We start from the raw sequence: 22,254 nt of genomic DNA on the forward strand, positions 1-22,254 counted from the left end.
GGCGCTGTTACCCATCCATCGCCGCCAGCCGCTTGGCCTGGTCCTCGGCGATCAGCGCATCGATCAGTTCGGCAAGGCCAGGGCCTTCGAGGATTTCGGGCAGGCGGTGCAGCGTCAGGTTGATGCGGTGGTCGGTCACTCGGCCTTGCGGGAAGTTGTAGGTGCGGATGCGCTCGGAGCGGTCGCCCGATCCGACCATCGCCTTGCGCGCCTCGGCCTCTTCGCCCTGGGCAGCATCGCGCTGCGCCTCGAACAGGCGGGCGCGCAGGACCTGCATTGCCTTGTCCTTGTTCTTGTGCTGGCTGCGTCCGTCCTGACAGGTGACGACCGTGCCGGTGGGCAGGTGGGTGATGCGCACGGCGGAATCGGTGGTGTTGACGTGCTGGCCGCCTGCGCCGCTCGCCCGGTAGACGTCGATCTTGAGATCCTTGTCCTCGATGCGAATGTCCACTTCGTCCGGTTCGGGCAACACGGCGACCGTCGCGGCAGACGTGTGGATGCGGCCACCACTCTCCGTCACCGGCACGCGTTGCACCCGGTGCACGCCGCTTTCGAACTTGAGCTTGGCGAAGACCCCGCTGCCCGTGACGTTGGCGACCACTTCCTTGTAGCCGCCGAGATCATTGGCGTTGACCGAGACGACCTCGACCCGCCAGCCCTGCTCGGCGGCATATCGTTCGTACATGCGGTAGAGGTCCGCAGCGAAGAGCGCGGCCTCGTCGCCGCCGGTGCCAGCGCGTATTTCCAGCATGGCCGGGCGGCTGTCCGCCGCATCGCGCGGCAGCATGGCGAGGGCGAGGCGGTGTTCGGCCTCAGGCAATTCGGCGTTGATCCGGCGGAGCTCCTCGTCCGCCAGCTCGCGCATGTCGGGATCGTCAAGCGCGGCAAGGCTCAACAGTTCGGCGCGCATGTCCGCGATCTCGCGGGCGACACGGGCAACCGGCTCCAGTTCGGCATAGTCGCGGCTGGCGGCGATGAACTCCGGGCCTTCCAGCGTGCCCGAAGCCAGCCGCGCCTCGAGCTCGGCAAAGCGGTTGGCGATCTGGGCAAGACGGGCTTCGCTTACCGACATCGACTCCCCCCACACTGCGTCATCCCGGCCCTGGCCCGGGATCCCGCTTCTTGGTGAAGCGCCGCAAGAAGAACAGCGGGACCCCGGGTCAGGCCCGGGGTGACGGAGTAATGCATGGTCACTTGCCGCTGAAGTCGGCGACCAAGGCCGCCAGTCGCTCGTTCAAGGCAGTAAGCGCCTCATTTTCCGCGCGGAACCTCATGCTTGGTGTCCCATCGCGCATCGCGAGCGCGAGTATAGCGTTAGCTCCCATCTTGACCGCCTTGTCGAACCGCTTGCGCGCAGAGCCAGACGCCACGAGTTCTGCGGAGACACCTTCCCGGCGCAATCGCGAAGCCTGCGCAATTCCGCTGGTCAGCAGCGCGTCGTCCTCGACCACGACGATTACGTCGGCCTTGGCCTCGCCCTTCTCGCCCACCAGCATCGCCAGTCGCTCGATCCCCGCAGCCCAGCCGACAGCAGGCGTCGCTGAACCGCCCAGCGCCTCCATCAGGCCATCATAGCGGCCGCCTCCAAGGACGGTGCCCTGCGCGCCCAGGCGGTCGGTCACGAACTCGAACGCGGTGTGGCGGTAGTAGTCAAGGCCGCGCACCAGCGCCGGAGCGCGGGTCCATGCGACGCCCGCGGCATCGAGACCTGAGGTGACCTTCGCGAAGAAGTCCTGCGCCTCGGCACTAAGGAAATCGTCGATCCTCGGCGCGTCGGCGTTGAACGGCTTGTCGCGCGGGTCCTTGCTGTCGAGGATGCGCAAGGGGTTGCGTTCGAGGCGGTCCTGCGAGTCCTCGGACAGCTCGCCCTTCACGGCGCGGAAGTAGTCGATCAGCGCCGTGCGCCAAGCCTCGCGGCTGGCGCCATCGCCCAGCGTGTTCAGCTGCAGCGTCACACCGTCCGCAATGCCCAGTTCCTTGAGGAGCTGGTCGGCCATGACGAGAAGTTCGACGTCCGCCTGCGGCTCACCCGCGCCGATCACCTCGGCGTCGATCTGGTGAAACTGGCGGTAGCGGCCCTTCTGAGGGCGTTCATAGCGGAACAGCGGGCCGTGCGTGGCGACCTTGAGCGGCGCGTATTGCTGCCAGCCATCGGTGAGGTAGGCGCGGGCGATGCCGGCGGTGAATTCGGGACGCAGCGTCAGCGATTCCCCACCGCGATCCTCGAACGAATACATTTCTTTCGAGACGACGTCGGTCGTCTCGCCCAGCGAGCGGCTGAAAACGGCCGTCTTTTCAAACACCGGCATTTCCACGCGGCGGAAGCGGTAGAGCTTGCGCACGCGCTCGAACGTCTCGACGACGAAGGCAAAGGCCTCGGCGTCGGGGCCGAAGATGTCCTGGGTGCCACGGATGGCTTGCGGTGTCTGTGTGCTCATGGAGCGCGCGATTAGCCCGAAAGCGCGAAAACGGAAAGCGGTCAGAAAAAGGTGGGCGACAATGGTTGCGAATGTGACGGCTTCGCGCCATTAACCGGTCCATGAAGACGACGCTCGCGGCAGCCCCGCTCCTCCTCGCCCTTTCCGTATCAACTCAGGCTCTTGCGGCAAATTCTGCGCCCATGGCCGTGCCGATCCAGCAGACCGTGCCGGACGCACAGGACGTGGCCTACCCCGGCGTGATGACGCTCGATATCGACGCGAGCGACGTGGCGCGCGGTGCCTACAAGGTCACGCAGACGATCCCCGTTGCCTCGGGCGCGAAGGAAGTGATCCTGCTCTACCCGCAGTGGCTGCCTGGCAACCATGGCCCGCGCGGTCCCTTGGCCGAACTGGTCGGCGTGCAGTTCTTCGTCGATGGCAAGCCGGTAGAATGGAAGCGTGACCGGGTCGAGGTCTATGCCTTCCACGTCATGCTGCCGGACGGCGCCAAGGAAGTCGTCGCCAAGCTGATCCACACCTCGCCGCTGCAAAGCGCCGAAGGGCGCATCACGATGACGCCCGAAATGCTCAACCTGCAGTGGGAGAAGATGAGCCTTTATCCGGCAGGCCACTACGTGCGCCGCATCCGTGTGAAGCCCACCGTAACCCTGCCGCAAGGCTGGACGCCCGCCACCGCTCTCGACGGCATGAGCATGAGCGGCAACCGCGTGACCTGGGCCGAAACCGACTACGAGACGCTGGTCGATTCGCCGATCTTCGCCGGCAAGTACTTCAAGAAGTGGGACCTCGGGCAGAACGTCACGCTCAACGTCGTGGCCGACAAGCCTGAGCAGCTCGAAGCCAAGCCGGAACACATTGCTGCCCACAGCGCCCTGGTGCAGGAAGCGAAGCTGGCATTCGGCGCCAACCACTTTGACCATTACGAGTTCCTGCTCGCCCTGTCCGACAAGATCGGCGGCATCGGCCTCGAGCATCACCGGTCAAGCGAGAACCAGCTGGAGCCGGAAGCCTTTACGGAGTGGGCCAAGCAGGAATGGGACCGCAACCTGCTGCCGCACGAATATGCACACTCGTGGTCGGGCAAGTTCCGCCGCCCGGCGCGCCTGTGGACGCCCGATTATCGTCAGCCGATGCAGGGTGACCTGCTGTGGACCTACGAAGGCCAGGACCAGTTCTGGGGGGCCGTGCTTGCCGCGCGTTCGGGCATGCAGGGCAAGGATACGGTGCTCGGCATGCTGGCAGCGTGGGCCGGCGGCTTCACACAGCAGCCGGGCCGTGACTGGCGTTCGGTCGAGGATACAGGCTTCGATCCCGTCTTCGCCTCGCGCAAGCCCAAGCCTTACTCCTCGCTCGCCCGCAATGAAGACTACTACACCGAAGGCGCGCTGGTCTGGCTCGAGATCGACCAGATCCTGCGCGAAGGCACCGGCGGCAAGAAGTCGATCGACGATTTCGCCAAGGCGTTCTTCGGCATGAATCCGGGCGACTATGGTCAGATCCCGTTCGAGGTGGACGAGATCGTGACCAAGCTGAACGCGCTCTACCCCTATGACTGGGCCAAGCTGATCGACACCCGCATCAATCAGCCGGGCCAGCCCGCGCCGCTGAACGGAATCGAGAAGGGGGGCTACAAGCTTGTCTGGAAGGAGGAGCCGAACCCCTACATGAAGGCCGCAATGGACTTCGGGAAGGGCCTGAGCCTTGCCAACTCGGTCGGCATCTCGCTTGACAAGGACGGCAAGGTTACCGGCACCCGCTGGGACAGTCCGGCGTTCAACGCCGGCATCGTGACCGGCACGCAGATCATGGCAATCAATGGCACGGCCTACAGCGCTGATGACATGAAAAAGGCGGTCACTGCGGCAAAGGGCGAAAAGGGTCAGCCCCTCGAACTGCTGGTCAAGCGCGGCAACCGGTTCGAAACGGTGAAGATCGATTACAAGGATGGCCTGCGCTACCCTTGGCTCGAACGTGTTGCACCGGGCAAGGCGCCCACCGGCCTCGACCTGCTGCTGACGCCGAAGCGTCCGGGCGCGGCTGCGGCGAAGAAGAAGTAAGCCTGTGAGCCGTGACGGCGTCATGCTGGGAAACCGGCTGGCGCCGCCGCGCTTCGTCCTGTTTCTTGTCCTGCTCCTGGCCGCTTTCTGCGGCTACTTGCAGATCCCCGGCGCAAAGCAGATTGCCGACGCGGCAGCATTGAGTTTCGATCTTGCAGCAGGCGTCTTCCTGCTTTCCTTGCTGCCGCTGCTGCGGGACAGCGACGTAACGCAGATGCGCGCCCACGCCACGGCGAACGATGCCAATCGTGTGCTCGTGCTGGCGATCACCACGATCGTGACCATGGTTGTCCTTGCCGCCATTTCCGGCGAGCTGCCACGGGCCTCGGGCGGAGACCGGTTGGCCATGGTCAAGCTCGTCGGCACGCTGCTGCTGACCTGGCTGTTCGCCAACTCGGTCTATGCCCTGCACTATGCGCACCTGTTCTACACCAGCCGCGATGGCAAGGACGCCGGTGGGATCGACTTTCCGGGCACGAAGACGCCCGACTACCTGGACTTTGCCTATTTCAGCTTCACGCTCGGCATGACTTTCCAGACATCGGACACCGAGATCACCAGCAAGACGGTGCGCCGCATTGCCACGCTGCACTCGTTCGCGGCGTTCGTGTTCAACATCGGCGTGATTGCCTTCACCATAAACGCCCTAGGATAGGGGTTTCGCCATAAGTCTTGTTGCGGTGCAAAAGCGGCTTCGCTAGTGGCGGCGCATTCTCTCCACCCAATGAACAGGGCCAAAGATGCGCATCGACATGATTCCCACCGGTGACAATCCGCCGGAAAGCCTCAACGTCATCATCGAGGTTCCCGTCGGCGGCGAGCCGGTCAAGTACGAATTCGACAAGGCATCGGGCGCGTTGTTCGTCGACCGCATCCTGCACACGCCGATGCGCTATCCTGCCAACTACGGCTTCGTGCCGCACACCCTTTCACCCGATGGCGATCCGCTCGACGCACTGGTGATCGCGCGCTCTCCGTTCCTCGCAGGCTCCGTCGTCCGCGCCCGTCCAATCGCCGTACTCAACCTCGAGGACGAACATGGCGGCGACGAAAAGCTGGTTTGCGTTCCGGTCGATTCAACCTTCCCGTATTATTCGGACGTGAAGGAACGCGAAGACCTGCCCGAGATCGTCATGCAGCAGATCGAGCACTTCTTCACCCACTACAAGGACCTGGAAAAGGACAAGTGGGTACGCGTTGGCACCTGGGGCGGTGCCGATGATGCAAGGCGCATCACGATCGAAGCGATCGAACGCGCAAAGTCGGCCAAGGGCTGAGCTTTACAAGCTTGCACAGGATGGAGGGCGCGGGGTCTGCCGACCTTGCGCCCTCTCTCGTTTCAATCGCCCGCCACGCTCATGCCGTCGATACGCAGGGTTGGCGTATCGATGCCGCGATAAACGTCGAGGTCGTCAGCTGCGGTCAGTGCAGCGAACATATCGATGAGATTCCCCGCCACCGTAAATTCTGCAATTGGCCCCGCCAGTTCGCCATTCACGATGCGGAAGCCCGAAGCCCCGCGGCTGTAGTCGCCAGTTACGCCGTTGACGCCCTGCCCGATCAGTTCGGTAACATAGACGCCATCGGCAATGTCGGCCATCAGCTGGGCTGGCGTGACGGTGCCGGCTTCTAGCACGACATTGCTGGACGTCACGTGCGGCGCGCCCGAAGACCCGCGCGAGGCATGGCCGGTCGGCATTGCACCCAGCTGGCGTGCTGCGGCCGAATCCATGAGCCATCCGGTCAGTCGCCCTGCATCGATCAGCTTGCGCGGTGCGGTGGGCAGCCCTTCGCCATCGAACGGGCGCGAGCGCATACCGCGTAGCGCCAGCGGGTTGTCCGAGATGGTGATCGCACTGTCGAACAGCTTCTGGCCATCGCGATCGAGCAGGAAGCTGGCGCGACGGGCAATCGAGGCTCCGCTCATTGCTCCCAGCAGATGGCCGACCAAGGAATTCGCCACGCGCGGGTCGAACACGACCGGCATCGGGCCGGACCTGACCCGCCCCGGGTTCAGGCGGCGTACGGCTCTCTCGCCCGCTTCGCGACCGATCTCGGCAGGGCCTTTGAGGTCCGCGGCATAGCGGGTGCTGCGCCAGGAGTAATCGCGCTGCATGTTGCCGCCTTCGCCAGCGACGACACTTGCCGAGATGCTGTGGCTGGAGGCGGCATAGGCACCGGAGAAGCCGTGGCTGGTGGCCAGTGCGAACAGCCCGCGGCCAGCGCTGGCCCCGCCGCCCTCGCTGTTGGTCACCCCGGGGATGGCGCGGGCGGCTTCTTCGGCTTCTTCGGCGAGGCGGCGAAGGTCTGCGGGGCTGCGTTCGGTCCCGTCATCAAGATCGAGGTCGGGGGCGAGACCCTGCAGCAGGAGTTCTTCGGAGGCGAGACCTGCAAACGGGTCTGCCGGAGCGAGCCTTGCCATGGCAACGGCCCGGCTGGCCAGTTCATCGAGCGCAGCGTCGCCTAGATCGGTTGAGCCGATCGAGGCCGATGCTCCGCCGACAAAGACGCGCAGGCCGATGTTTTCGGACTCGGACCGTTCCACATCCTCGAGCGCGCCAAGACGGACCGAGACCGATTCCGAAGAGTTGCCAAGGTAGACGGCATCGCCCGCATCGGCCCCGGCACGGCGCGCACGTGCGATCAGCGCTTCGCAGCGCTCCTGGGCTTCGGCGGGTGACAGCATGAACAGACCTTTTCGCAAGCGGGAAGGCTGCGGGGTCTAGCGCCCTCAACGGGCGGGGGCAATCTATAGGTCAGGAAGCCGACTTCGGTTCACAAGAATGCGGCAAGCGCCTTGAAGACGCCAGTAATCAGGAATGGCAACAGCGCCGCAAGCGCCCAAACCTTGATCTGGTCTCGCTTGAATGCCGCGGCGAACGCCATGTCATGCGCCTGGTCGTCGCTCAGATGCTCCCAGCGGCGCTCGAAATGGCGGAACAGCGGGATGATGGCCGCAACCAGCACCACCAGCACGAAGACTGGAAGGATCGAGGCGCTCTGGTCCTGCAGCTCGTGCATGGTGACGAAGATCTGCAACGCGGTGTAGACCAGCAGCCCGTAGGCAACATTGTTGCTCATCTTCTTGCGCCAGTCGATCGCCGCGGACTTTGCCGCCTGCGAATGGAGGGCCTTGTTCATGGCTCCGTTCCTTGTGCTACCCTGCTCCGAAAGCAGTAGATCATGCGGCAGGCGAACCTGCAAGATCAATTCCAATCTGGAGTGTTCCGCCGAGGCACGCCTTGCGCATTCACGTCTCGACAAGGCAGACCATGCATAAATCCTGCCAAATGCGCGGCGCGGGGTTTGCCGCATCGCGATGAGGCGTTAATGGAAGAGCCAAGCGCCTGAAACTGCAGAGCCGAAGCGATGACCGTGATCGAAAAGACTGCCGCACCCGCGAATGCCGCCCCGCCGATCCCGCAGGGCGGGCTCGAAGTCGTGTCGATCGCCAAATCCTATGACAAGCGCGCGGTTCTCACCGACATCTCCCTTTCCGTTGGCAAGGGCGAGGTGCTGGGCCTACTGGGCCCCAACGGCGCGGGGAAGACCACCTGCTTCTATTCGATCATGGGTCTCGTGCGCCCTGATTCGGGCCGCATCCTGCTCGATGGTGTCGATATCACCAAGCTGCCGATGTACCGGCGCTCAATCCTCGGCCTCGGGTACCTGCCGCAGGAAACCTCGATTTTCCGCGGCATGACTGTCGAGCAGAACATTTCAACCGTGCTCGAACTGATCGAGCCGGACAAGGCGACCCGCGACTCCGAGCTTGAACGTCTGCTCGACGAATTCGGGCTGACCCGGCTGCGCTCCAGCCCGGCCATGGCGCTTTCAGGCGGGGAGCGCAGGCGCTGCGAGATCGCCCGCGCCTTGGCGGCGCGCCCGTCGATCATCCTGCTGGACGAGCCCTTCGCCGGGATCGACCCGCTTTCGATCAGCGACATCCGCCATCTGGTAAAGGACCTCAAGGGGCGCGGTATCGGCGTCCTGATCACCGACCACAACGTGCGCGAAACACTCGATATCGTGGATCGCGCCTGTATCATCTACGGCGGGCAGGTACTTTTTGCAGGCAGCCCCGAAGCGCTTGTTGCCGACGCCAACGTCCGCAGGCTCTATCTGGGCGAGGGTTTCACCCTGTGAGGCAGAGCGGCAACTGATGCGGGACTCGGGGGGAGTCTGAGAGATGGCGCTCGGGCCTCGGCTGGACATCAGGCAGACCCAGTCGCTGGTGATGACGCCGCAACTCCAGCAGGCGATCAAGCTGCTGGCGTTATCGAATCTCGAGGTGGAAACCTTCATCGGCGAGGCGCTCGAAGCCAATCCACTGTTGGAGATTGGCGAGCCTTCTCCAACAGAACCGGTGGAGACCCTGCCCGAGGAGCTGCGGCGGACGCATCTGGAATCCTCGCCGGTTGACCAGCTGGTCTCTGAAGGTCGGGTCGAGGAAGATCGACCTCTCGACATCGACGTCTCAGCGCTCGACCGCGACCGCGACACTGGCGATGCTGGCGCATTCGAGCTTTCCTCCTCGCGCGACTTATCGGCAGGCGGCGAAGGCCCGGATATCGACGAGCATGGCCGCTTTGATCAGACGCTGGCCGAGCATCTGCATGCACAGATCGGCGCGATCACTTCGGACCCGCAAATGCTGTTCGTCGCACGCTGGCTGATCGATCAGCTGGACGAGGCAGGCTACATCGGCATTCCACTTGGCGAAATTGCCGAAGCGCTCGGGCTTTCACTCGTCGTCGTCGAACGCGCATTGACGCTGGTGCAGACGCTCGACCCCACTGGCGTCGGCGCGCGCAACCTTGCCGAGTGCATCGCGCTGCAAGCCAAGGAGGCCGATCGCTACGATCCCTGCATGGCCCGGCTGATAGACAACCTGGACCTCGTCGCGCGCGGCGAGATCGCGCGGCTCAAGCGGTTGTGCCAGGTCGACGACGAAGATTTCGCCGACATGCTGGCCGAGTTGCGCAGCTACGATCCCCGCCCCGGCCTGCGCTTCGGTGGTGGCGCTGCAGAAGCCGTCGTGCCGGACATCCTGGTGCGCGCGACAAGGGACGGGTGGAACATCGCGCTCAACCAGGCGACCCTGCCGCGCCTGGTGGTCAACCGCAGCTACTATGTCGAGATGCGAAGGGCCTGCATCAGCAAGGACGCCAAGGCTTGGTTGGGCGACAAGCTGGCGGACGCCAACTGGCTGCTGAAAGCGCTCGACCAGCGTCAGAAGACGATCCTCAAGGTGGCATCGGAACTGGTAAAGCAACAGGACGGCTTCTTCCGGCATGGCGTGGCGCACTTGCGCCCGCTCACGCTCAAGACCGTGGCCGAAGCGATCTCGATGCACGAATCGACTGTCAGCCGCGTCACCTCGAACAAGTACCTGCATTGCGAGCGTGGCACATTCGAGCTGAAGTATTTCTTCACATCCGGCGTAGGCTCTTCGGACGGCGAAGGCGCTTCGGCCGAAGCGGTCAAGGCCGCGATCCGGCAACTGATCGATGCCGAAGATCCCAAGGCGATCCTTTCGGACGATGCCCTTGTCGATCTCTTGAAAGCCAAGGGTTTCGACCTCGCCCGGCGCACCGTGGCGAAGTATCGCGAGGCAATTGGGCTCGGCAGTTCGGTGCAACGGCGGCGCCAGAAAGCGCTGGCGGCGGTCCGCTAGGCGCTCAAGCGCCGGGACGCTCGGCCAGCATGTGCTGGATCATGCCCTGCAGGTTGGCATCATAGCGCGCGAGAACCTGATGGTCCTCTGCCGTGTCCCAGTGCGTCACCAGTTCACGGCCGTTGAACCAGTGCAGCGCATAACCCGGTGGATCGGCAATGATCAGGTTGCGCTCATCCGGGCAATCTGGATCGATCGGGCGCAGGTCCAGCGCGACTTGCGGCGCCGTCGACGGGCATGTGGCGACAATCGTGCCCTCCCACGCCGTGCTGATGGCGCGATGGATATGGCCACAGACGATACCGATGATGTTGCTTCTGCCGCGCAGGCATGCCGCCAGTCGTTCGACCCATGGTTCGGCAGGATCTGTGTTCATCCAGGGAATGCCGACCTCCACCGGGGGGTGGTGCTGGACGATCAGCGTGCGCGCCTCTGGCGCCTCGTCGAGCCGCGCTCTGAGCCAATCGGCCCGAGCCTCGCAGAAGGCTCCACCGTGGCGACCTTCCTCGAGCGTATCGAGCACGATCAGGCGTATCGGTCCAGCTTCCACGACATATTGGAGAAAGCCACCGTCAAAGGTGATCTCGGGGAAAACCTCGCGGAAAGTGGCACGCTCATCATGGTTGCCAAGCGCATAGTGGACCGGGAATGGCAGGCCCGAGAAGGCTTCGCGCAAGCGTTCGTAACTGGCCTTGTCGCCGCGATCGATCAGGTCACCGGTCGCCAGCAGCAAATCCGGGCGCGGCTGCATCGCGGCCAGCTCACCCAGCACGCGGTCAAGCCGCTGCCGGTTGAATTCACCGGGCGAGTCAGGCTCGAACCCCAGGTGAATATCGGTGACCTGTGCGATCAGCATCTTCCCCCCGTTCCGGCGCGCTAGCGCAGCTTCACCGGGAAACGGGGCCTTTCAGCCACGGCCACGGTTTGCGCCACGTCCTTCTTGCGGTCCTTCTTGGGCGCCCAGGGAGCGCCCGCATCCATGTGATAGGAGTGGCACATGGCGCAGGAGGAATCGACCGGGTCTTTCACGGATACGGATGCAAGCTTCGCTCCCTCGCCGCCGACATGGCAGGAACGGCAGCCGCCCTTCCCGTCAATCCCCGGGACGAGCAGATCGCTCGCCTTGTTCGAAGTGACGGCGTTGACGTGGCAATCGGCGCAATCGCTCTTGTTGTGCGGCTTATGGTCGAACCAGCCCTTGTGGTAATAGCGATCGTTCTGTGCGACCGGCTGGACGGCAAAGCCCCCGCTTGCCGCAGAACCGCCGCGCGTGACGGTATGGCAATCGTAGCACATGCCGCCATTTGAGAAGACTTGCGCCACCGCCTGTTCGGCGCGCGTCGGATAGAACCTCACCGCGCGGGCATAGTCGGCCGCAGTGGAACGCAGCGCAGCGTCGCCCGGCACGCGGCGAGCGAGGCCCGACAGGTTGGCCGGACGCGCCGGAGCGCCGCCACGATAGAATGCGCGCAGATCGGCGACCACCAGTTCAGGCTCGCCATGCCGCAAGGTTCGGAAGGTGCCGCCGACCTGGTCGAAGCTCAACGAATGGCAGGACTGGCAGGAATCTTCCATCACTACCGGCTTGAAGCGGGTGCCGGTGGCATCGGCCTTGTGGCAATCCTTGCACTGCAGCGCATCGCCGGCGGCGAAGCGTCCAGGCATGCGGCGCACCATCTGCGCAATGCCGTTGGTCTTGGACAGATGCTGGCCATGGGTGAACTTCAGGCCGTTGTTCTCGGTCAGCCCCGGCGTCCAGCTGGCACGCTGGAAAAGGGGCTTCCTGCCGTTCATGCCGCTGATGATCATCGGCTTGAACTGGGGATGGGCCGTTCCGAAATCGGCGGCATCGGCGATCTTCGTGTCCGGCAAGCGACCCTTCATTCCGTTGTGGCAGTCCGCGCAGAACTTCTGCTGGGTGGCCGGCATAGCATCCGCCCCCTCATGCTCGGTGTGACAATCCACACACCTGCCAGCCGGGCGATTGAAGGCACTGGCCACCGCACGCTGGATCGCGGCCATGCCGGTTGGTTCGCCGCGCGCCTTCAGCAGCCTCCTCTTGTCCGCGATGTGATCGTGCGCGTCCTTGGTGTGGCAGGTCAGGCATGCGTTGTCAGTCACCGCGACAAAGGCCTGCGTGTGGCAGGCCTGGCAATCTCCACCCAGGTTCTTGTGGGCAAGGCTCAACGGCCCCGAGGACCAGGTCTGGTCGGCATGGAAGCCATCGGGCCGGCGCGCCTTCTCCTGCATCGCCAGCGGCTTGTAGGTCATGTAGCTGTAGATCGGGAAGGCGAGGAACGAAACCAGGACCAGTATGGCAAAGGTCCACGCCGACATGCGCTTGCCGGGCAGCAGGCCCTTGAGCGTGTAGACGGTGGCGATGTCCTTGTCCTCGGCCGAGTCCGAAACCGCCTCGACGCGGCGAACGGTGAAGGTTGCCGCCCCCGACTCAGGATCAACTGAAACGGCAATGCGGTGACCCCCAAAGGTCAGTTCCGCGCCCGCCAGCGGATCCAGCGGACATTGCGTCGTGCTGCGGCCGTTGACCTCGAACGGCTGCGCTCCGATCGAGGCGATAATCAGGCTGCCGTCCGCGGCGCGCGTGACCTGTGCATGGCGCGGATCGACGGCAAGGTCGGGCAGGTGGATGTCGCATGCGGCATCACGGCCGATGGTGAGAACATCGCCTTCGACCGTGGACGGCCGGACGATCTCCTCGCCACTGGACTTGAGCGCGATCTGACGGACTAGAAAGCTCATCTTGCGCTCACCAGTAGAAGAAGACGCTGACGATATGGGCGGAAAGCGCCGCGATCAGCGCAAATGTCACGGGCACGTGAATGTAGAGCCATGCCTGCAGCCAGGATTTCAGCTTCAGGTGCCGTCGCATTCGACCGAGCATCGCCTCCTTGCGCGTCAGCAGGGCATCGATCTTGTCGAGCGGATCGTTGGCAATGCGCGGGCGATAGGCCCGCAGCCGCCGCAGTTCCGCTGCCGTGCTACGCGTGGCGCATCGGGGGTATTTGCCGGTGATGCGGTTCCAGAAACTGCCAGCGAACGGATCTTCATCAAGGCTCTTGCCGACGAGCGTCGCCGTTTCAGGGTCGAGCGGCTGGGCAGCATCGTGGATCTGGCGATCAAGCGAGCGCAGCGCTTCGATCATCTGCTTTTCGGTGATCGCGCCTTCTTCGTCATAGCGGTTGGCTGACAGCGCCTGCGGCAGCGTGGCATAGACCCAGATGCCGAAGATGCCCGATCCGATCACGATCAGCATCAGCGCCCAGGCCAGAGTATGGACGTTCCAGCCAAGGTGAAAGCCCGAATGGAGCGTACCGATCACTGTCAGGCACAGGCCGAGGTAGACATGGGCTGAAGTCCATCCCTTCAGGCTCCAGCGCCCCGGGGTAATTGCGCGCTTGCGCATGCCGAGCATCGTCAGCCACAAGATCAGCAGCACACCGATCGTGCCGAGCGTATAGCCCAGCCAGCTTGAACCGAAGTGCGTGCCCGGAAGCGGCACGAAGATGTAAAGGGCGATCAGAGCGACCGCCAGCAGGGCCGAAAGCTTGCCCCAGAACAGGTTCCGGTGCGTAAGAAAGCCCTCGTGCGTGGATGTGCGCTGGCGGGTGGCGTCGGTACGCTTGCGTGGTGCAACGGATGCCATCGGCTCAGACCCCCTCGTTCTCGAGCCGCGCGACGGTCAGGAATTCGTCGGGCGATACGCGGATGGCAGCGCCGGTCGGGCAGGCGCGGACGCAGCTCGGGCCGCCTTCGATCCCGGCGCACATGTCGCACTTGATCGCTTTCTTGCGGTCGAGCAGTTCGTCGACTGCGGGATCGCCAGTGTACTTGGTGTTCTTCTTCGACCACTTGTAAGGTGGCTCGCCCGGCCCCGGGCCCGAGCCGAAGAACAGCCATGACAGCAGCGAGGGCTTCTTTGGCGGCACTTTGTCCATGCGGATCACGCCGTAGGGGCAGTTACGCTGACAGTTGCCGCAGCCGATGCAGGTATCGTTGATGAACACCTCGCCATCAGGTCCGCGATGGATCGCGTTGGGCGGGCAATCCGCCATGCAATGCGGATGTTCGCAGTGGCGGCACGATGTCGGCACGTGGAGATGAGCAAAGCTCTTGCCTGCCTCGCGATCGAGGCGCGAGAGCCCGTCATGACTGTCGGCGCAGGCCTTTTCGCAGTTGTCACAGCCGACGCAGAGCCGTTCATCGATCAGCAGGACGTCGGTCGCTTCGCCCAACCCCTGACTGACGAGGAACTTGGCCTGTTCGGAATAGAGGTCGACCACGCCCGAGAAGCTGTCCTTCTTGGATTCGATGAAGGCATTCGTGGCGCGGCGCACTTCCATGTCCTTGCGCGCACGTTCGAGCAGGGCGGGCTTGGCGGCAAGGACGCGGCTGAAGGCCTCGCCATCGATTCTGATGACCTCGCTCTTGATTGCAGCGCGCACCGTTGCCGTGCGCCGCCCGCCATCGATCAGCGCCATTTCGCCTACGTAGGAACCGGCCGGCAGGTAGGACAGGAACACCGGCTTGCCGCCAACTTCCTTTTCCACGACCATTGAGCCTACACGGATGACAAAGATGTCCTTGTCTTCCTCGCCTTCCCGGATGATCGCGTCACCGGCGCGCACCTGCAGGATCTTCGAGGTCTCGACCACTTCCGCAATGTCGGCGCTCGTCAGCCCGGAACCGAACATCTGGAGGATCTGACGTTCGGTCGAGATGCGCTCTATCGCGCGCTTGGCTGTCGGCACCTGGCTTTGCAGCTTGAGCGCGGCGTTGCGGCTGATCTCAACGCAGATGGTGTCTTCCGCCGCCACAATCGTGGCGCCACGCTTGCGCCCGGAAATCAGGCCGACTTCGCCGAAGATCGTGCCGGCGGGAATCGGCACGACCTTTGTAGGATCGTTGGGGTCAAGCCGCACGTGAACCGAGCCCGAGGCAATCGCGAAGAGGGAGGACCCGGGATCGTTCTTCTCGAAGATCGTCTCGCCCTTGGCGTAGGCGCGCGCGGCCGAATCGAGCATGAATTCGCGCAGCTGCAACGTGGTCATGCCATCGAGGATCGTGACATTCGTCCGCAGGAACTCGAGCCAGTCATTGACCGAACGGTTACCCGGCAAGCCTGCAAACTTGGCTTCGAGCAGTGGCTCGTCCGCCGGTTTCAGTTCGGTATTGCCGTTGATGAACTCGACGACATCGTAGCCCTGGTTCATGCAGTGCTTGATCAGCGGATAGCCCGCCAGCGCGCCGATCACGAAAATGCCGGGCGCCGTCGATTCGAACTGTGGTGACAGCGTCGGGAAGGCGAGGCGGTCGGCACTGGCGAACTCGATGCCGCAGCCTTCCACGAAAGCGCGCGGTGGCGCCGAACCGATACGCGCGATGATGCGGTCGCAGCGGATGCGCTCCTCGCCGTCGCGGGTCGACAGGGTGATCCAGCCGGGCTCGATCGACTTGGTCTCGGTCTCGTAGCGGATCGTCAGCTTGCCTGCCGCGTCATCCTCGACCAGAGCCTTGGCATTGGGCTCCTTGGCGGTGGCGAAGCTCTCGCGGACGTTGGTCGATTTCGGACTGCGGTTGAGCACCGTGACGACGTTGCCCTGTGCCGGATCCTCGACGAGGCCACGCGCGTTCTCGATCCCGGCGTCACCGGTACCGACCACAACGATATGCTGGTCGAGCACGGCGTAGGGATCGTCCAGCTGGTAGGTCACATGCGGCAGATCGCCGCCGGGGCAGCGCATGAGGTTCGGGTTGCCCTGCGTGCCGATGGCAAGGACCACGGTTTCTGCCATGACCGTCTCGCCGTTGGTCAGCTCGATGGCATAGGGGGGTGCGAAGCGCTGGAGCTCGGTCGTGGTGGTCGACCCGTCGCGCGCTCTCGTGACAATCTTCTGTACCGAGCCGGGAATCGGGGCGCCGGTTCCCTTGATGGATTTCACCTCGGCATTGTACTTCACGTTCACGCCGAGCTCGGCGGTGCGGCGGTTCCACTTGTCGAGGATGTCTTCCTTCTTGCCCGCGTCGAACTCCTGATCCGATCGCAGGATAAGCTGCGATGGCGTGGCCATCACGTGCTTGCCCGTCTGGTACTTGTAGATCGTGTCCGAAAGGTGATCGGTCTTTTCAAGCAGCACGTGGCTCATGCCGAGCTGCGCCGCACGGCCGGCAGCACTCATGCCCGCCGGGCCCGAGCCGATGATCGCAACCTTGAAAACCTCGCCCACCGGTATGCGTCCCCCGCATCGCGAACCGACGGCGCTGTTCCCGCACCTGCCTGTTCAAAAAACCGATTTGCGACCCCTGTGGCATGACATTAGCCGATGCGCCGCGCATTGCCACCCGCAATTTGCGCATCCGGACGTGGGAGGCGGCTTGTGCGCCGGTGACGCTTGCAAGCGACCCTACCGGCACGATATGCGCCACATAACACGGACGCCGAGGATGGTGCCCGACAGGAGTGAGCGATGACAGATCCCCAGCCCGCCAGCGACCCGCGGGAGCCTGCACCGCGTGATCCGGCGCAAGGGACGTCGCGCGTCGGCCGCTATGCCCTGATTGCCGCAGGACTGATCGCGCTGGGCGCTGGCGGTGTTGCCATGCTTCGCGGCCCGGACACGCCCCCTCCTCCGGCCGTGCCACCGCCCGCCGCCCCCAGCCAGCAGCCTTCGGTGGATGACGTGATCGCCAAGCTCGAGGCAAAGCTGGCGGAGAAACCGGACGATGCCGAGGGCTGGCGGATGCTGGGCTGGTCCTATTTCCAGACCGAACGCTACGCCGAAGCTGCCACCGCGCTGAAGAAGGCGACGAAGCTCGACCCAGATCATGCCGAAACATGGTCGTTCCTGGGCGAGGCACTCGTGCTTGCCAGCAAGGAAGAAGGGCGGATGCCCCGTGACGCAAAGGCAGCGTTCGACAAGGCGATCAAGCTTGACCCGAAGGATGCCCGTGCGCGCTATTTCCAGGCGGTGGCAATGGACCTGGCTGGTCGGCATAGGCAGGCCATCAACGCCTGGTTTGCCCTGCTCGAGGATACGCCCGCTGACGCCCCGTACGCCGAAGACATTCGCGAGGTAATTCGCAATGTCGGCGAGAAGTACAAGATCGATGTCGAGAAGCGCCTTGCCGAAGCAAAGTTTGCGGCCCCTGCCAATGGCGTGATTACCGATGGTCCGCACAAGGCTGCGGCAGGAATTCCCGGCCCCACCAGCGAGCAGATGAAAGCTGCCCAAGGGATGCCCAAGGGTCAGCAGGAAGCCATGATTCGCGGCATGGTGGACGGACTGGAGGCGAAACTTCAGGCCAATCCCGGCGATGTCGACCGCTGGATCATGCTGCTGCGCAGCCGCATGCAGCTGGGCGAACCGCGCAAGGCGGCAGAGGCCTTGCAGAGGGGGCTTGCCGCCTTCCGCAACGACAGTGCGAGCTCACGCAAACTGCGTGAGGCTGCTTCGAGCCTTGGTGTAGCCGGGGCCTGATTCGGCCCTGCGAACCCGGCAATTGGGCAAAGGCGCGCGTTCGGCATTAACCTTGCGGCCTCAGGTCCGGCGCCGGTGATTCGTTTCGGGACACCCAGGAATCAAGGCCTTCCGTGCCAAATCGAATCAGTGCTGCGCCGAATTGAATCACTTTTCCGAGACTTGGGCGTTAACCCGCGCGAAACCGCTTCGTCGCTTTACAACAAATTAACCTTTCATGTTCATTCCTCCTATGGTTAATGGCGGGCAACCCGAATTGAAGGCGGGTTAATTGCCTCAGGGACATGGCAATAGAGGGGCGGTTCAATGCGCGTACTGCTGATCGAGGACGAACCTACAACGGCCAAGGCGATCGAGCTCATGCTCACGACCGAGGGCTTCAATGTCTACTCTACCGACCTTGGCGAAGAAGGCCTCGATCTCGGCAAGTTGTATGATTACGACATCATCCTGCTCGACCTCAACCTGCCTGACATGCACGGCTACGACGTGCTCAAGAAGCTCCGCGTCGCCAAGGTGCAGACGCCGGTCCTGATCCTTTCGGGCATTTCGGAAATGGACAGCAAGGTCCGCTCGTTCGGCTTCGGCGCCGACGATTACGTGACCAAGCCCTTCCACCGCGAAGAGCTGATCGCCCGCATCCATGCGGTGGTGCGTCGCTCCAAGGGCCATTCGCAGTCGGTCATCCGCACCGGCAAGCTTTCGGTCAACCTCGATGCCAAGACGGTCGAGGTCGATGGTGCCCGCGTGCATCTGACCGGCAAGGAATACGCAATGCTCGAGCTGCTTTCGCTGCGCAAGGGCACCACGCTGACCAAGGAAATGTTCCTCAACCATCTTTATGGCGGCATGGACGAACCGGAACTCAAGATCATCGACGTGTTCATCTGCAAGCTCCGCAAGAAGCTGGCACATGCCTGCGGTGGCGAGAATTACATCGAAACCGTCTGGGGCCGTGGCTACGTGCTGCGCGATCCTGATGACATGAGCGCGATCGAAGCGGCCTGACCGCGTGTTTGCCATAGCCATCCCTGAGACGGCCCGCCGGAAACGGCGGGCCGTTTGGCATTCGGGCCATGCACTTGCGGGCATGGAGGGGAACCGCCGCGCGCCTCGCCCGCTGCCTTATGCGACATGCAACGAGGATGAGCAGGACATGGCCAAGGGATTGAAAGCAGGCGACAAGGTTTCGTGGAAAAGCCATGGCGGCGAAGCCCATGGCAAGGTGGTGCGCAAACTGGAGAAGCCAACCACGATCAAGGGCCACAAGGTCGCCGCGTCAAAGGACAACCCCGAGTTTCTCGTCGAGACCGAAGAGGGCAAGCGCGCGGCGCACAAGCCGGGGGCGCTAAGACGCGACTGACGGCCAAGCGAATGCCGGTCACCCAACCCGGGTGAAGTACGTCGTTTCCATCTCCGGCATGCTCTTGTCGGCCCAGACAATCGTCTCGGTCATCGACTTGCCGTCCTTGGCAACTGTGTAGACTCGCGTTGCGACCTGCCTGCCCTCCTTGCCGAGTGTCATCACCAGCGTGTTAGGTGCCGGCTGACGCAGCGATGCGGCATCGTAGATCGGAATGTTGCCGGAGATCGGTACGGCCACGCCATCGAGTTTCGCTGTTGAGCCTGCGGTCATCCGGCTGCCGTCGGGCGTGACGATTTCGACCTGCGTCGTCCACTGCCGATCGGGCGAAACCCTGAACGCGATCATGACGCTGCGAGGCCGCTCCTCGGCCGGAAGACGCGCTGTGTCGAGCGACCACTTACCGATGAGCGGCGAGGCAATTGCACCGGCCGAATGTGCAGCCGGTGCCTGCGCAACCTGTTGCGAGCCGGTGGAAACCAGCATGAGACCGGCAGCGAGGGGTATCAGAGTAATCATGGCGATCTTTCCTTTCGGCCAGAGACGCACCGCGAGTGCGGGCTGTTCATCAGCGTCTTCCAGGAAGCCGGTCGGAGATAGATCAGTTTTTCTGGGCCAGATTTCCTGTCCCGCCACCAGCCGCGCCAGTTCGCGACTGCTGCCGATCCCGGTCTTGCGCCTCGCATCGCGCAAGCGCTCGTTGATCGAGGCCTCGCTACGGTCGAGTACGGTGGCGATCGACTTTATCGTGTGCCCAGCGGTGAGCAGGCGAAGGACTTCCAACTCCTTGTCGGTAAGTTCGGCGATCGCGGGGCAGCCATGATCGGTTGCAGACATGGCTCTCTGATCACCACAGCAGGCGCGCACCGTCCATCCAATTTTCTTGTACTCGGACGCGGGAGGCTGATGATATTGACCCCTGCGGGCCGCCCTGCCAAACGCCGCCCCCATGACAGCCTACAAACCCGGCGATCCGACGACGATCAACCGCCTCTATGGCCGTGCCAAGGGCAAGCCCTTGCGGCAGGGCCAGCAGGCGCTGGTCGATGAACTGCTGCCGCAGATCTCGATGCCTGCAGCAGGTCCGATCACTGCCGAGGCTCTGTTTGGCGAGCCTCGTCCACTCCACTTCGAGATCGGCTTCGGTGGGGGCGAGCACATGGCGTTCCGCGCCGACATGCTGCCCGATCACGGCTTCATCGGTGCGGAGCCGTTCCTGAATGGCGTGGCCCAGGCGCTTACGCACGTTTCAGGGGACAACGGCGAGCATCCGCCCATCCCCAACGTGCGTATTCATCACGGCGATGCGTTGGAAGTGCTCCGGCGCATTCCGGACGGCTCGCTTTCATTTCTCTATCTTCTGCACCCCGACCCCTGGCCAAAGGCACGCCATGCCAAGCGGCGCATGATGAACGACGGACCCGTCGACATGTTCGCGGCAAAGCTCAAGCCCGGCGGGGAATTCCGATTCGGCACGGACCACGCGATCTATCTGCGCCACGCCTTGATGGTCATGCGCCGCCACAAGCACCAGTTCGAATGGCTGGCGAGCGAAGCGAAGGATTTCCAGATCCGCCCCGGCGGCTGGCCTGAAACGCGCTATGAGCACAAGGCGCGGACGGTATATGGCCATGAGGTGTGGTATTTCCGCTACCGCAGACGCGGTTAACGCTTCGTCGCAAAAAACTCTCCCTTTACGGTAGAGTATAATTTCTTGCATTTTGGTAGAGATTAATCCGGAGTAGCGGTTCGTCCCGGCCGACAACGGCAGATGGGGGACCGAATCACATGGACTTTCTCGCAGGCATCGATTTTGCCGCGTTGCTGCCGTTCATCGCCGTCGGCTTCGCCGCGCAGATGGTCGATGGCGCGCTGGGCATGGCATTCGGTGTGATCTCGAATACCCTGATGGTCGGCGTGCTGGGCATTCCCCCCGCCCTGGCGTCGCAGCGGGTGCACATCGTCGAATGCTTCACCACTGCCACTTCGGGCATAAGCCATCTCCTGCACGGCAATGTCGACAAGAAGCTGTTCTTCCGCCTGCTGCTGCCCGGGATGGCCGGCGGCATACTCGGTGCCTACGTCCTGTCGTCGATCGACGCATCGCTGGTGAAGCCGTGGGTGCTGCTCTATCTTTCTGCGATCGGCATCTACCTGCTGGTGCGGGGGATTCTCTATCCGCCCAAGATCAAGGAGGCCGGGTGGGTTGCGCCGCTCGGGCTCGTCGGTGGCTTCCTTGATGCCGCAGGCGGTGGCGGGTGGGGGCCTGTCGTCACGTCCAACCTGCTGATCCAGGGTGCCGATCCGCGCAAGGTGATCGGCACGGTGAATACCGTCGAGTTCTTCCTGACGCTGACGGTATCTGCGGCGTTCATCTGGCACCTCGGCGTGGCCGATGTTGCCGGTGCAACGCTCGGGTTCCTGATCGGGGGGCTTGCAGCGGCGCCGTTCGGCGCTTGGGCGGCCAAGCACATTCCGGCCAAGACGATGCTGATCATGGTCGGCACCGTCCTCACCCTGACCAGCCTCTACGGCGCGTACAAGGCATTTTCCTGAGGCGTTGCGGGCTTGCGCATCTTGATGTGCGGGCCCGCCCTTGCCTGAAGATTACTCCGCATTAACCATGACATGCAATAAAAGGGGGCGGGTCGAGCGCGACTCCGCCACGGCTGGAGGGCAGGTCTTCATGGCGAACTTGGGCGCAAGCGGCATTACCATTGCCGAAATAAGAGAGTTCGCCAGTTTCACTGCTGCCGAGCAGCGCTATATCCGCCGCAGTCTCGACGTCGCCCGCGGCCGTAACGAAACCGTTCGCCGCTGGGGCCGCAGTACTGATGAAACCGCGTCGATCCAGGAACAGGCGGATCTCTATCGCGAATTGCCGCTGCTGCGCCAGTTGCTCCCTCATGTTGACGGGATCGACGCGCTCGAGCCGTTCATGGGCCCGCTGGTACGGTTGACGGCTTTTGACCTGGCGCAGAACAGGATCACCGGCTTCTCAGCCTATCGCTTCCTGTACGAGCGACTGCTTGGCGCCGCGGCCCGCCCCTGGCTTCCCGGGGCCTTCTGCGGAGCGGCAGCCTTGCCGGTCATCCGTCCCGACCGCCGTCGCGCGCTGCTGCAATCGATCAGCGAGGCTGCCGCAACGGCGCACGGCTGGTCGCTGCGCGAACCGGTGTTTTATCCTGAGTTCGTCGAAGCCGAAGCCGCCTAGAGCGGT

The 22,254-nt window shown here is 63.5% G+C and carries 20 protein-coding genes; 11 read left to right on the forward strand and 9 right to left on the reverse strand.

The features are described 5' to 3' along the window. Positions 1 to 7: 7 nt before the first annotated feature. Positions 8 to 1,072: a peptide chain release factor 1 gene (prfA, locus tag IM701_RS14035; RefSeq protein WP_193827277.1), complete on the reverse strand. Its 1,065-nt coding sequence runs from the start codon at positions 1,070 to 1,072 to the stop codon at positions 8 to 10. Between the two features lie 118 nt (positions 1,073 to 1,190). Next, on the reverse strand, positions 1,191 to 2,438 hold the full coding sequence (gene hisS, locus IM701_RS14040) for a histidine--tRNA ligase (protein ID WP_039333555.1): 1,248 nt from the start codon (positions 2,436 to 2,438) through the stop codon (positions 1,191 to 1,193). A gap of 101 nt (positions 2,439 to 2,539) precedes the next feature. Here hisS and IM701_RS14045 point away from each other — a divergent pair, with 101 nt between their 5' ends. The 3 genes from IM701_RS14045 (at position 2,540) to ppa (ending at position 5,775) form a co-directional block, all read left to right on the forward strand. Continuing rightward, the gene (locus tag IM701_RS14045; protein ID WP_193827278.1) at positions 2,540 to 4,498 is read left to right on the forward strand and encodes a M61 family metallopeptidase; all 1,959 of its coding nucleotides are present in this window, start codon (positions 2,540 to 2,542) and stop codon (positions 4,496 to 4,498) included. 22 nt (positions 4,499 to 4,520) lie between these two features. Beyond that, positions 4,521 to 5,153 (forward strand): DUF1345 domain-containing protein, encoded by a 633-nt coding sequence (locus IM701_RS14050; RefSeq protein ID WP_193828460.1) that lies wholly within the window; start codon positions 4,521 to 4,523, stop codon positions 5,151 to 5,153. 85 nt (positions 5,154 to 5,238) lie between these two features. Beyond that, positions 5,239 to 5,775 (forward strand): inorganic diphosphatase, encoded by a 537-nt coding sequence (gene ppa, locus IM701_RS14055; RefSeq protein WP_039333549.1) that lies wholly within the window; start codon positions 5,239 to 5,241, stop codon positions 5,773 to 5,775. Between the two features lie 62 nt (positions 5,776 to 5,837). On the opposite strand, the gene IM701_RS14060 is transcribed toward ppa, so the two are convergent. Both IM701_RS14060 and IM701_RS14065 read right to left on the reverse strand, forming a co-directional pair. Continuing rightward, entirely contained in the window at positions 5,838 to 7,184 is a 1,347-nt protein-coding gene (locus IM701_RS14060; protein WP_193827279.1) for a TldD/PmbA family protein, read from the reverse strand. A gap of 89 nt (positions 7,185 to 7,273) precedes the next feature. Then, on the reverse strand, positions 7,274 to 7,639 hold the full coding sequence (locus IM701_RS14065) for a hypothetical protein (protein ID WP_193827280.1): 366 nt from the start codon (positions 7,637 to 7,639) through the stop codon (positions 7,274 to 7,276). Positions 7,640 to 7,867: 228 nt separating this feature from the next. Between IM701_RS14065 and lptB the strand changes: the two genes are divergently transcribed. Together lptB and rpoN are read left to right on the forward strand one after the other, a co-directional pair. Next, the gene (lptB, locus tag IM701_RS14070; protein WP_039333545.1) at positions 7,868 to 8,644 is read left to right on the forward strand and encodes an LPS export ABC transporter ATP-binding protein; all 777 of its coding nucleotides are present in this window, start codon (positions 7,868 to 7,870) and stop codon (positions 8,642 to 8,644) included. A gap of 43 nt (positions 8,645 to 8,687) precedes the next feature. Continuing rightward, positions 8,688 to 10,175 (forward strand): RNA polymerase factor sigma-54, encoded by a 1,488-nt coding sequence (gene rpoN / locus IM701_RS14075; RefSeq protein ID WP_193827281.1) that lies wholly within the window; start codon positions 8,688 to 8,690, stop codon positions 10,173 to 10,175. A gap of 4 nt (positions 10,176 to 10,179) precedes the next feature. Here the strand turns inward: rpoN and IM701_RS14080 are convergent, their stop codons facing one another. Genes IM701_RS14080 through IM701_RS14095 form a run of 4 tightly spaced genes read right to left on the reverse strand, consistent with a single transcriptional unit; the run spans position 10,180 to position 16,372 of the window. Then, entirely contained in the window at positions 10,180 to 11,031 is an 852-nt protein-coding gene (locus IM701_RS14080; RefSeq protein WP_193827282.1) for a phosphodiesterase, read from the reverse strand. A 20-nt stretch (positions 11,032 to 11,051) separates the two neighbouring features. Further along, complete coding sequence (locus tag IM701_RS14085) at positions 11,052 to 12,935, reverse strand: cytochrome c3 family protein (RefSeq protein ID WP_193827283.1); 1,884 nt, start codon at positions 12,933 to 12,935, stop codon at positions 11,052 to 11,054. Between the two features lie 7 nt (positions 12,936 to 12,942). Next, complete coding sequence (locus IM701_RS14090) at positions 12,943 to 13,839, reverse strand: hypothetical protein (protein WP_193827284.1); 897 nt, start codon at positions 13,837 to 13,839, stop codon at positions 12,943 to 12,945. A gap of 4 nt (positions 13,840 to 13,843) precedes the next feature. After that, complete coding sequence (locus IM701_RS14095) at positions 13,844 to 16,372, reverse strand: cyclic nucleotide-binding domain-containing protein (protein ID WP_230487865.1); 2,529 nt, start codon at positions 16,370 to 16,372, stop codon at positions 13,844 to 13,846. Positions 16,373 to 16,660: 288 nt separating this feature from the next. Here IM701_RS14095 and IM701_RS14100 point away from each other — a divergent pair, with 288 nt between their 5' ends. From IM701_RS14100 to IM701_RS14110, 3 genes are all read left to right on the forward strand, one after another. Further along, positions 16,661 to 17,671, forward strand: coding sequence for a tetratricopeptide repeat protein (locus tag IM701_RS14100; protein ID WP_193827286.1), 1,011 nt, complete (start codon positions 16,661 to 16,663; stop codon positions 17,669 to 17,671). A gap of 306 nt (positions 17,672 to 17,977) precedes the next feature. Beyond that, a complete protein-coding gene (gene ctrA / locus IM701_RS14105; RefSeq protein ID WP_011443965.1) occupies positions 17,978 to 18,679 on the forward strand; it encodes a response regulator transcription factor CtrA in 702 nt (233 codons plus the stop codon). A gap of 148 nt (positions 18,680 to 18,827) precedes the next feature. Continuing rightward, on the forward strand, positions 18,828 to 19,034 hold the full coding sequence (locus IM701_RS14110) for a DUF2945 domain-containing protein (protein WP_039333742.1): 207 nt from the start codon (positions 18,828 to 18,830) through the stop codon (positions 19,032 to 19,034). A gap of 18 nt (positions 19,035 to 19,052) precedes the next feature. On the opposite strand, the gene IM701_RS14115 is transcribed toward IM701_RS14110, so the two are convergent. Then, positions 19,053 to 19,871: a helix-turn-helix transcriptional regulator gene (locus IM701_RS14115; protein ID WP_230487718.1), complete on the reverse strand. Its 819-nt coding sequence runs from the start codon at positions 19,869 to 19,871 to the stop codon at positions 19,053 to 19,055. Positions 19,872 to 19,983: 112 nt separating this feature from the next. Between IM701_RS14115 and IM701_RS14120 the strand changes: the two genes are divergently transcribed. The 3 genes from IM701_RS14120 to IM701_RS14130 all read left to right on the forward strand — a co-directional run bounded on the left by IM701_RS14120 (position 19,984) and on the right by IM701_RS14130 (position 22,248). Continuing rightward, positions 19,984 to 20,703, forward strand: coding sequence for a tRNA (guanosine(46)-N(7))-methyltransferase TrmB (locus IM701_RS14120; RefSeq protein ID WP_039333533.1), 720 nt, complete (start codon positions 19,984 to 19,986; stop codon positions 20,701 to 20,703). A 119-nt stretch (positions 20,704 to 20,822) separates the two neighbouring features. Continuing rightward, positions 20,823 to 21,590 carry a sulfite exporter TauE/SafE family protein gene (locus IM701_RS14125; protein ID WP_062345416.1) on the forward strand — a complete coding sequence of 256 codons (768 nt, stop codon included), beginning with the start codon at positions 20,823 to 20,825 and terminating at the stop codon, positions 21,588 to 21,590. A 130-nt stretch (positions 21,591 to 21,720) separates the two neighbouring features. Beyond that, positions 21,721 to 22,248 (forward strand): hypothetical protein, encoded by a 528-nt coding sequence (locus tag IM701_RS14130; protein WP_193828461.1) that lies wholly within the window; start codon positions 21,721 to 21,723, stop codon positions 22,246 to 22,248. The last annotated feature ends 6 nt before the right edge of the window (positions 22,249 to 22,254 follow it).

The organism is Novosphingobium sp. ES2-1, from assembly GCF_015169775.1.
Lineage (GTDB): Bacteria > Pseudomonadota > Alphaproteobacteria > Sphingomonadales > Sphingomonadaceae > Novosphingobium > Novosphingobium subterraneum.

Coding starts and splice junctions, on each gene's coding strand:
- rpoN (WP_193827281.1), top strand. CDS start 8,688: ATGGCGCTCGGGCCTCGGCTGGACATCAGGCAGACCCAGTCGCTGGTG.
- IM701_RS14100 (WP_193827286.1), top strand. CDS start 16,661: ATGACAGATCCCCAGCCCGCCAGCGACCCGCGGGAGCCTGCACCGCGT.
- hisS (WP_039333555.1), bottom strand. CDS start 2,438: ATGAGCACACAGACACCGCAAGCCATCCGTGGCACCCAGGACATCTTC.
- IM701_RS14080 (WP_193827282.1), bottom strand. CDS start 11,031: ATGCTGATCGCACAGGTCACCGATATTCACCTGGGGTTCGAGCCTGAC.
- prfA (WP_193827277.1), bottom strand. CDS start 1,072: ATGTCGGTAAGCGAAGCCCGTCTTGCCCAGATCGCCAACCGCTTTGCC.
- IM701_RS14130 (WP_193828461.1), top strand. CDS start 21,721: ATGGCGAACTTGGGCGCAAGCGGCATTACCATTGCCGAAATAAGAGAG.
- IM701_RS14085 (WP_193827283.1), bottom strand. CDS start 12,935: ATGAGCTTTCTAGTCCGTCAGATCGCGCTCAAGTCCAGTGGCGAGGAG.
- IM701_RS14125 (WP_062345416.1), top strand. CDS start 20,823: ATGGACTTTCTCGCAGGCATCGATTTTGCCGCGTTGCTGCCGTTCATC.
- ppa (WP_039333549.1), top strand. CDS start 5,239: ATGCGCATCGACATGATTCCCACCGGTGACAATCCGCCGGAAAGCCTC.
- IM701_RS14120 (WP_039333533.1), top strand. CDS start 19,984: ATGACAGCCTACAAACCCGGCGATCCGACGACGATCAACCGCCTCTAT.
- IM701_RS14110 (WP_039333742.1), top strand. CDS start 18,828: ATGGCCAAGGGATTGAAAGCAGGCGACAAGGTTTCGTGGAAAAGCCAT.
- IM701_RS14065 (WP_193827280.1), bottom strand. CDS start 7,639: ATGAACAAGGCCCTCCATTCGCAGGCGGCAAAGTCCGCGGCGATCGAC.
- IM701_RS14050 (WP_193828460.1), top strand. CDS start 4,521: ATGCTGGGAAACCGGCTGGCGCCGCCGCGCTTCGTCCTGTTTCTTGTC.
- ctrA (WP_011443965.1), top strand. CDS start 17,978: ATGCGCGTACTGCTGATCGAGGACGAACCTACAACGGCCAAGGCGATC.
- IM701_RS14045 (WP_193827278.1), top strand. CDS start 2,540: ATGAAGACGACGCTCGCGGCAGCCCCGCTCCTCCTCGCCCTTTCCGTA.
- IM701_RS14090 (WP_193827284.1), bottom strand. CDS start 13,839: ATGGCATCCGTTGCACCACGCAAGCGTACCGACGCCACCCGCCAGCGC.
- lptB (WP_039333545.1), top strand. CDS start 7,868: ATGACCGTGATCGAAAAGACTGCCGCACCCGCGAATGCCGCCCCGCCG.
- IM701_RS14095 (WP_230487865.1), bottom strand. CDS start 16,372: ATGAGTGCTGCCGGCCGTGCGGCGCAGCTCGGCATGAGCCACGTGCTG.
- IM701_RS14060 (WP_193827279.1), bottom strand. CDS start 7,184: ATGCTGTCACCCGCCGAAGCCCAGGAGCGCTGCGAAGCGCTGATCGCA.
- IM701_RS14115 (WP_230487718.1), bottom strand. CDS start 19,871: ATGTCTGCAACCGATCATGGCTGCCCCGCGATCGCCGAACTTACCGAC.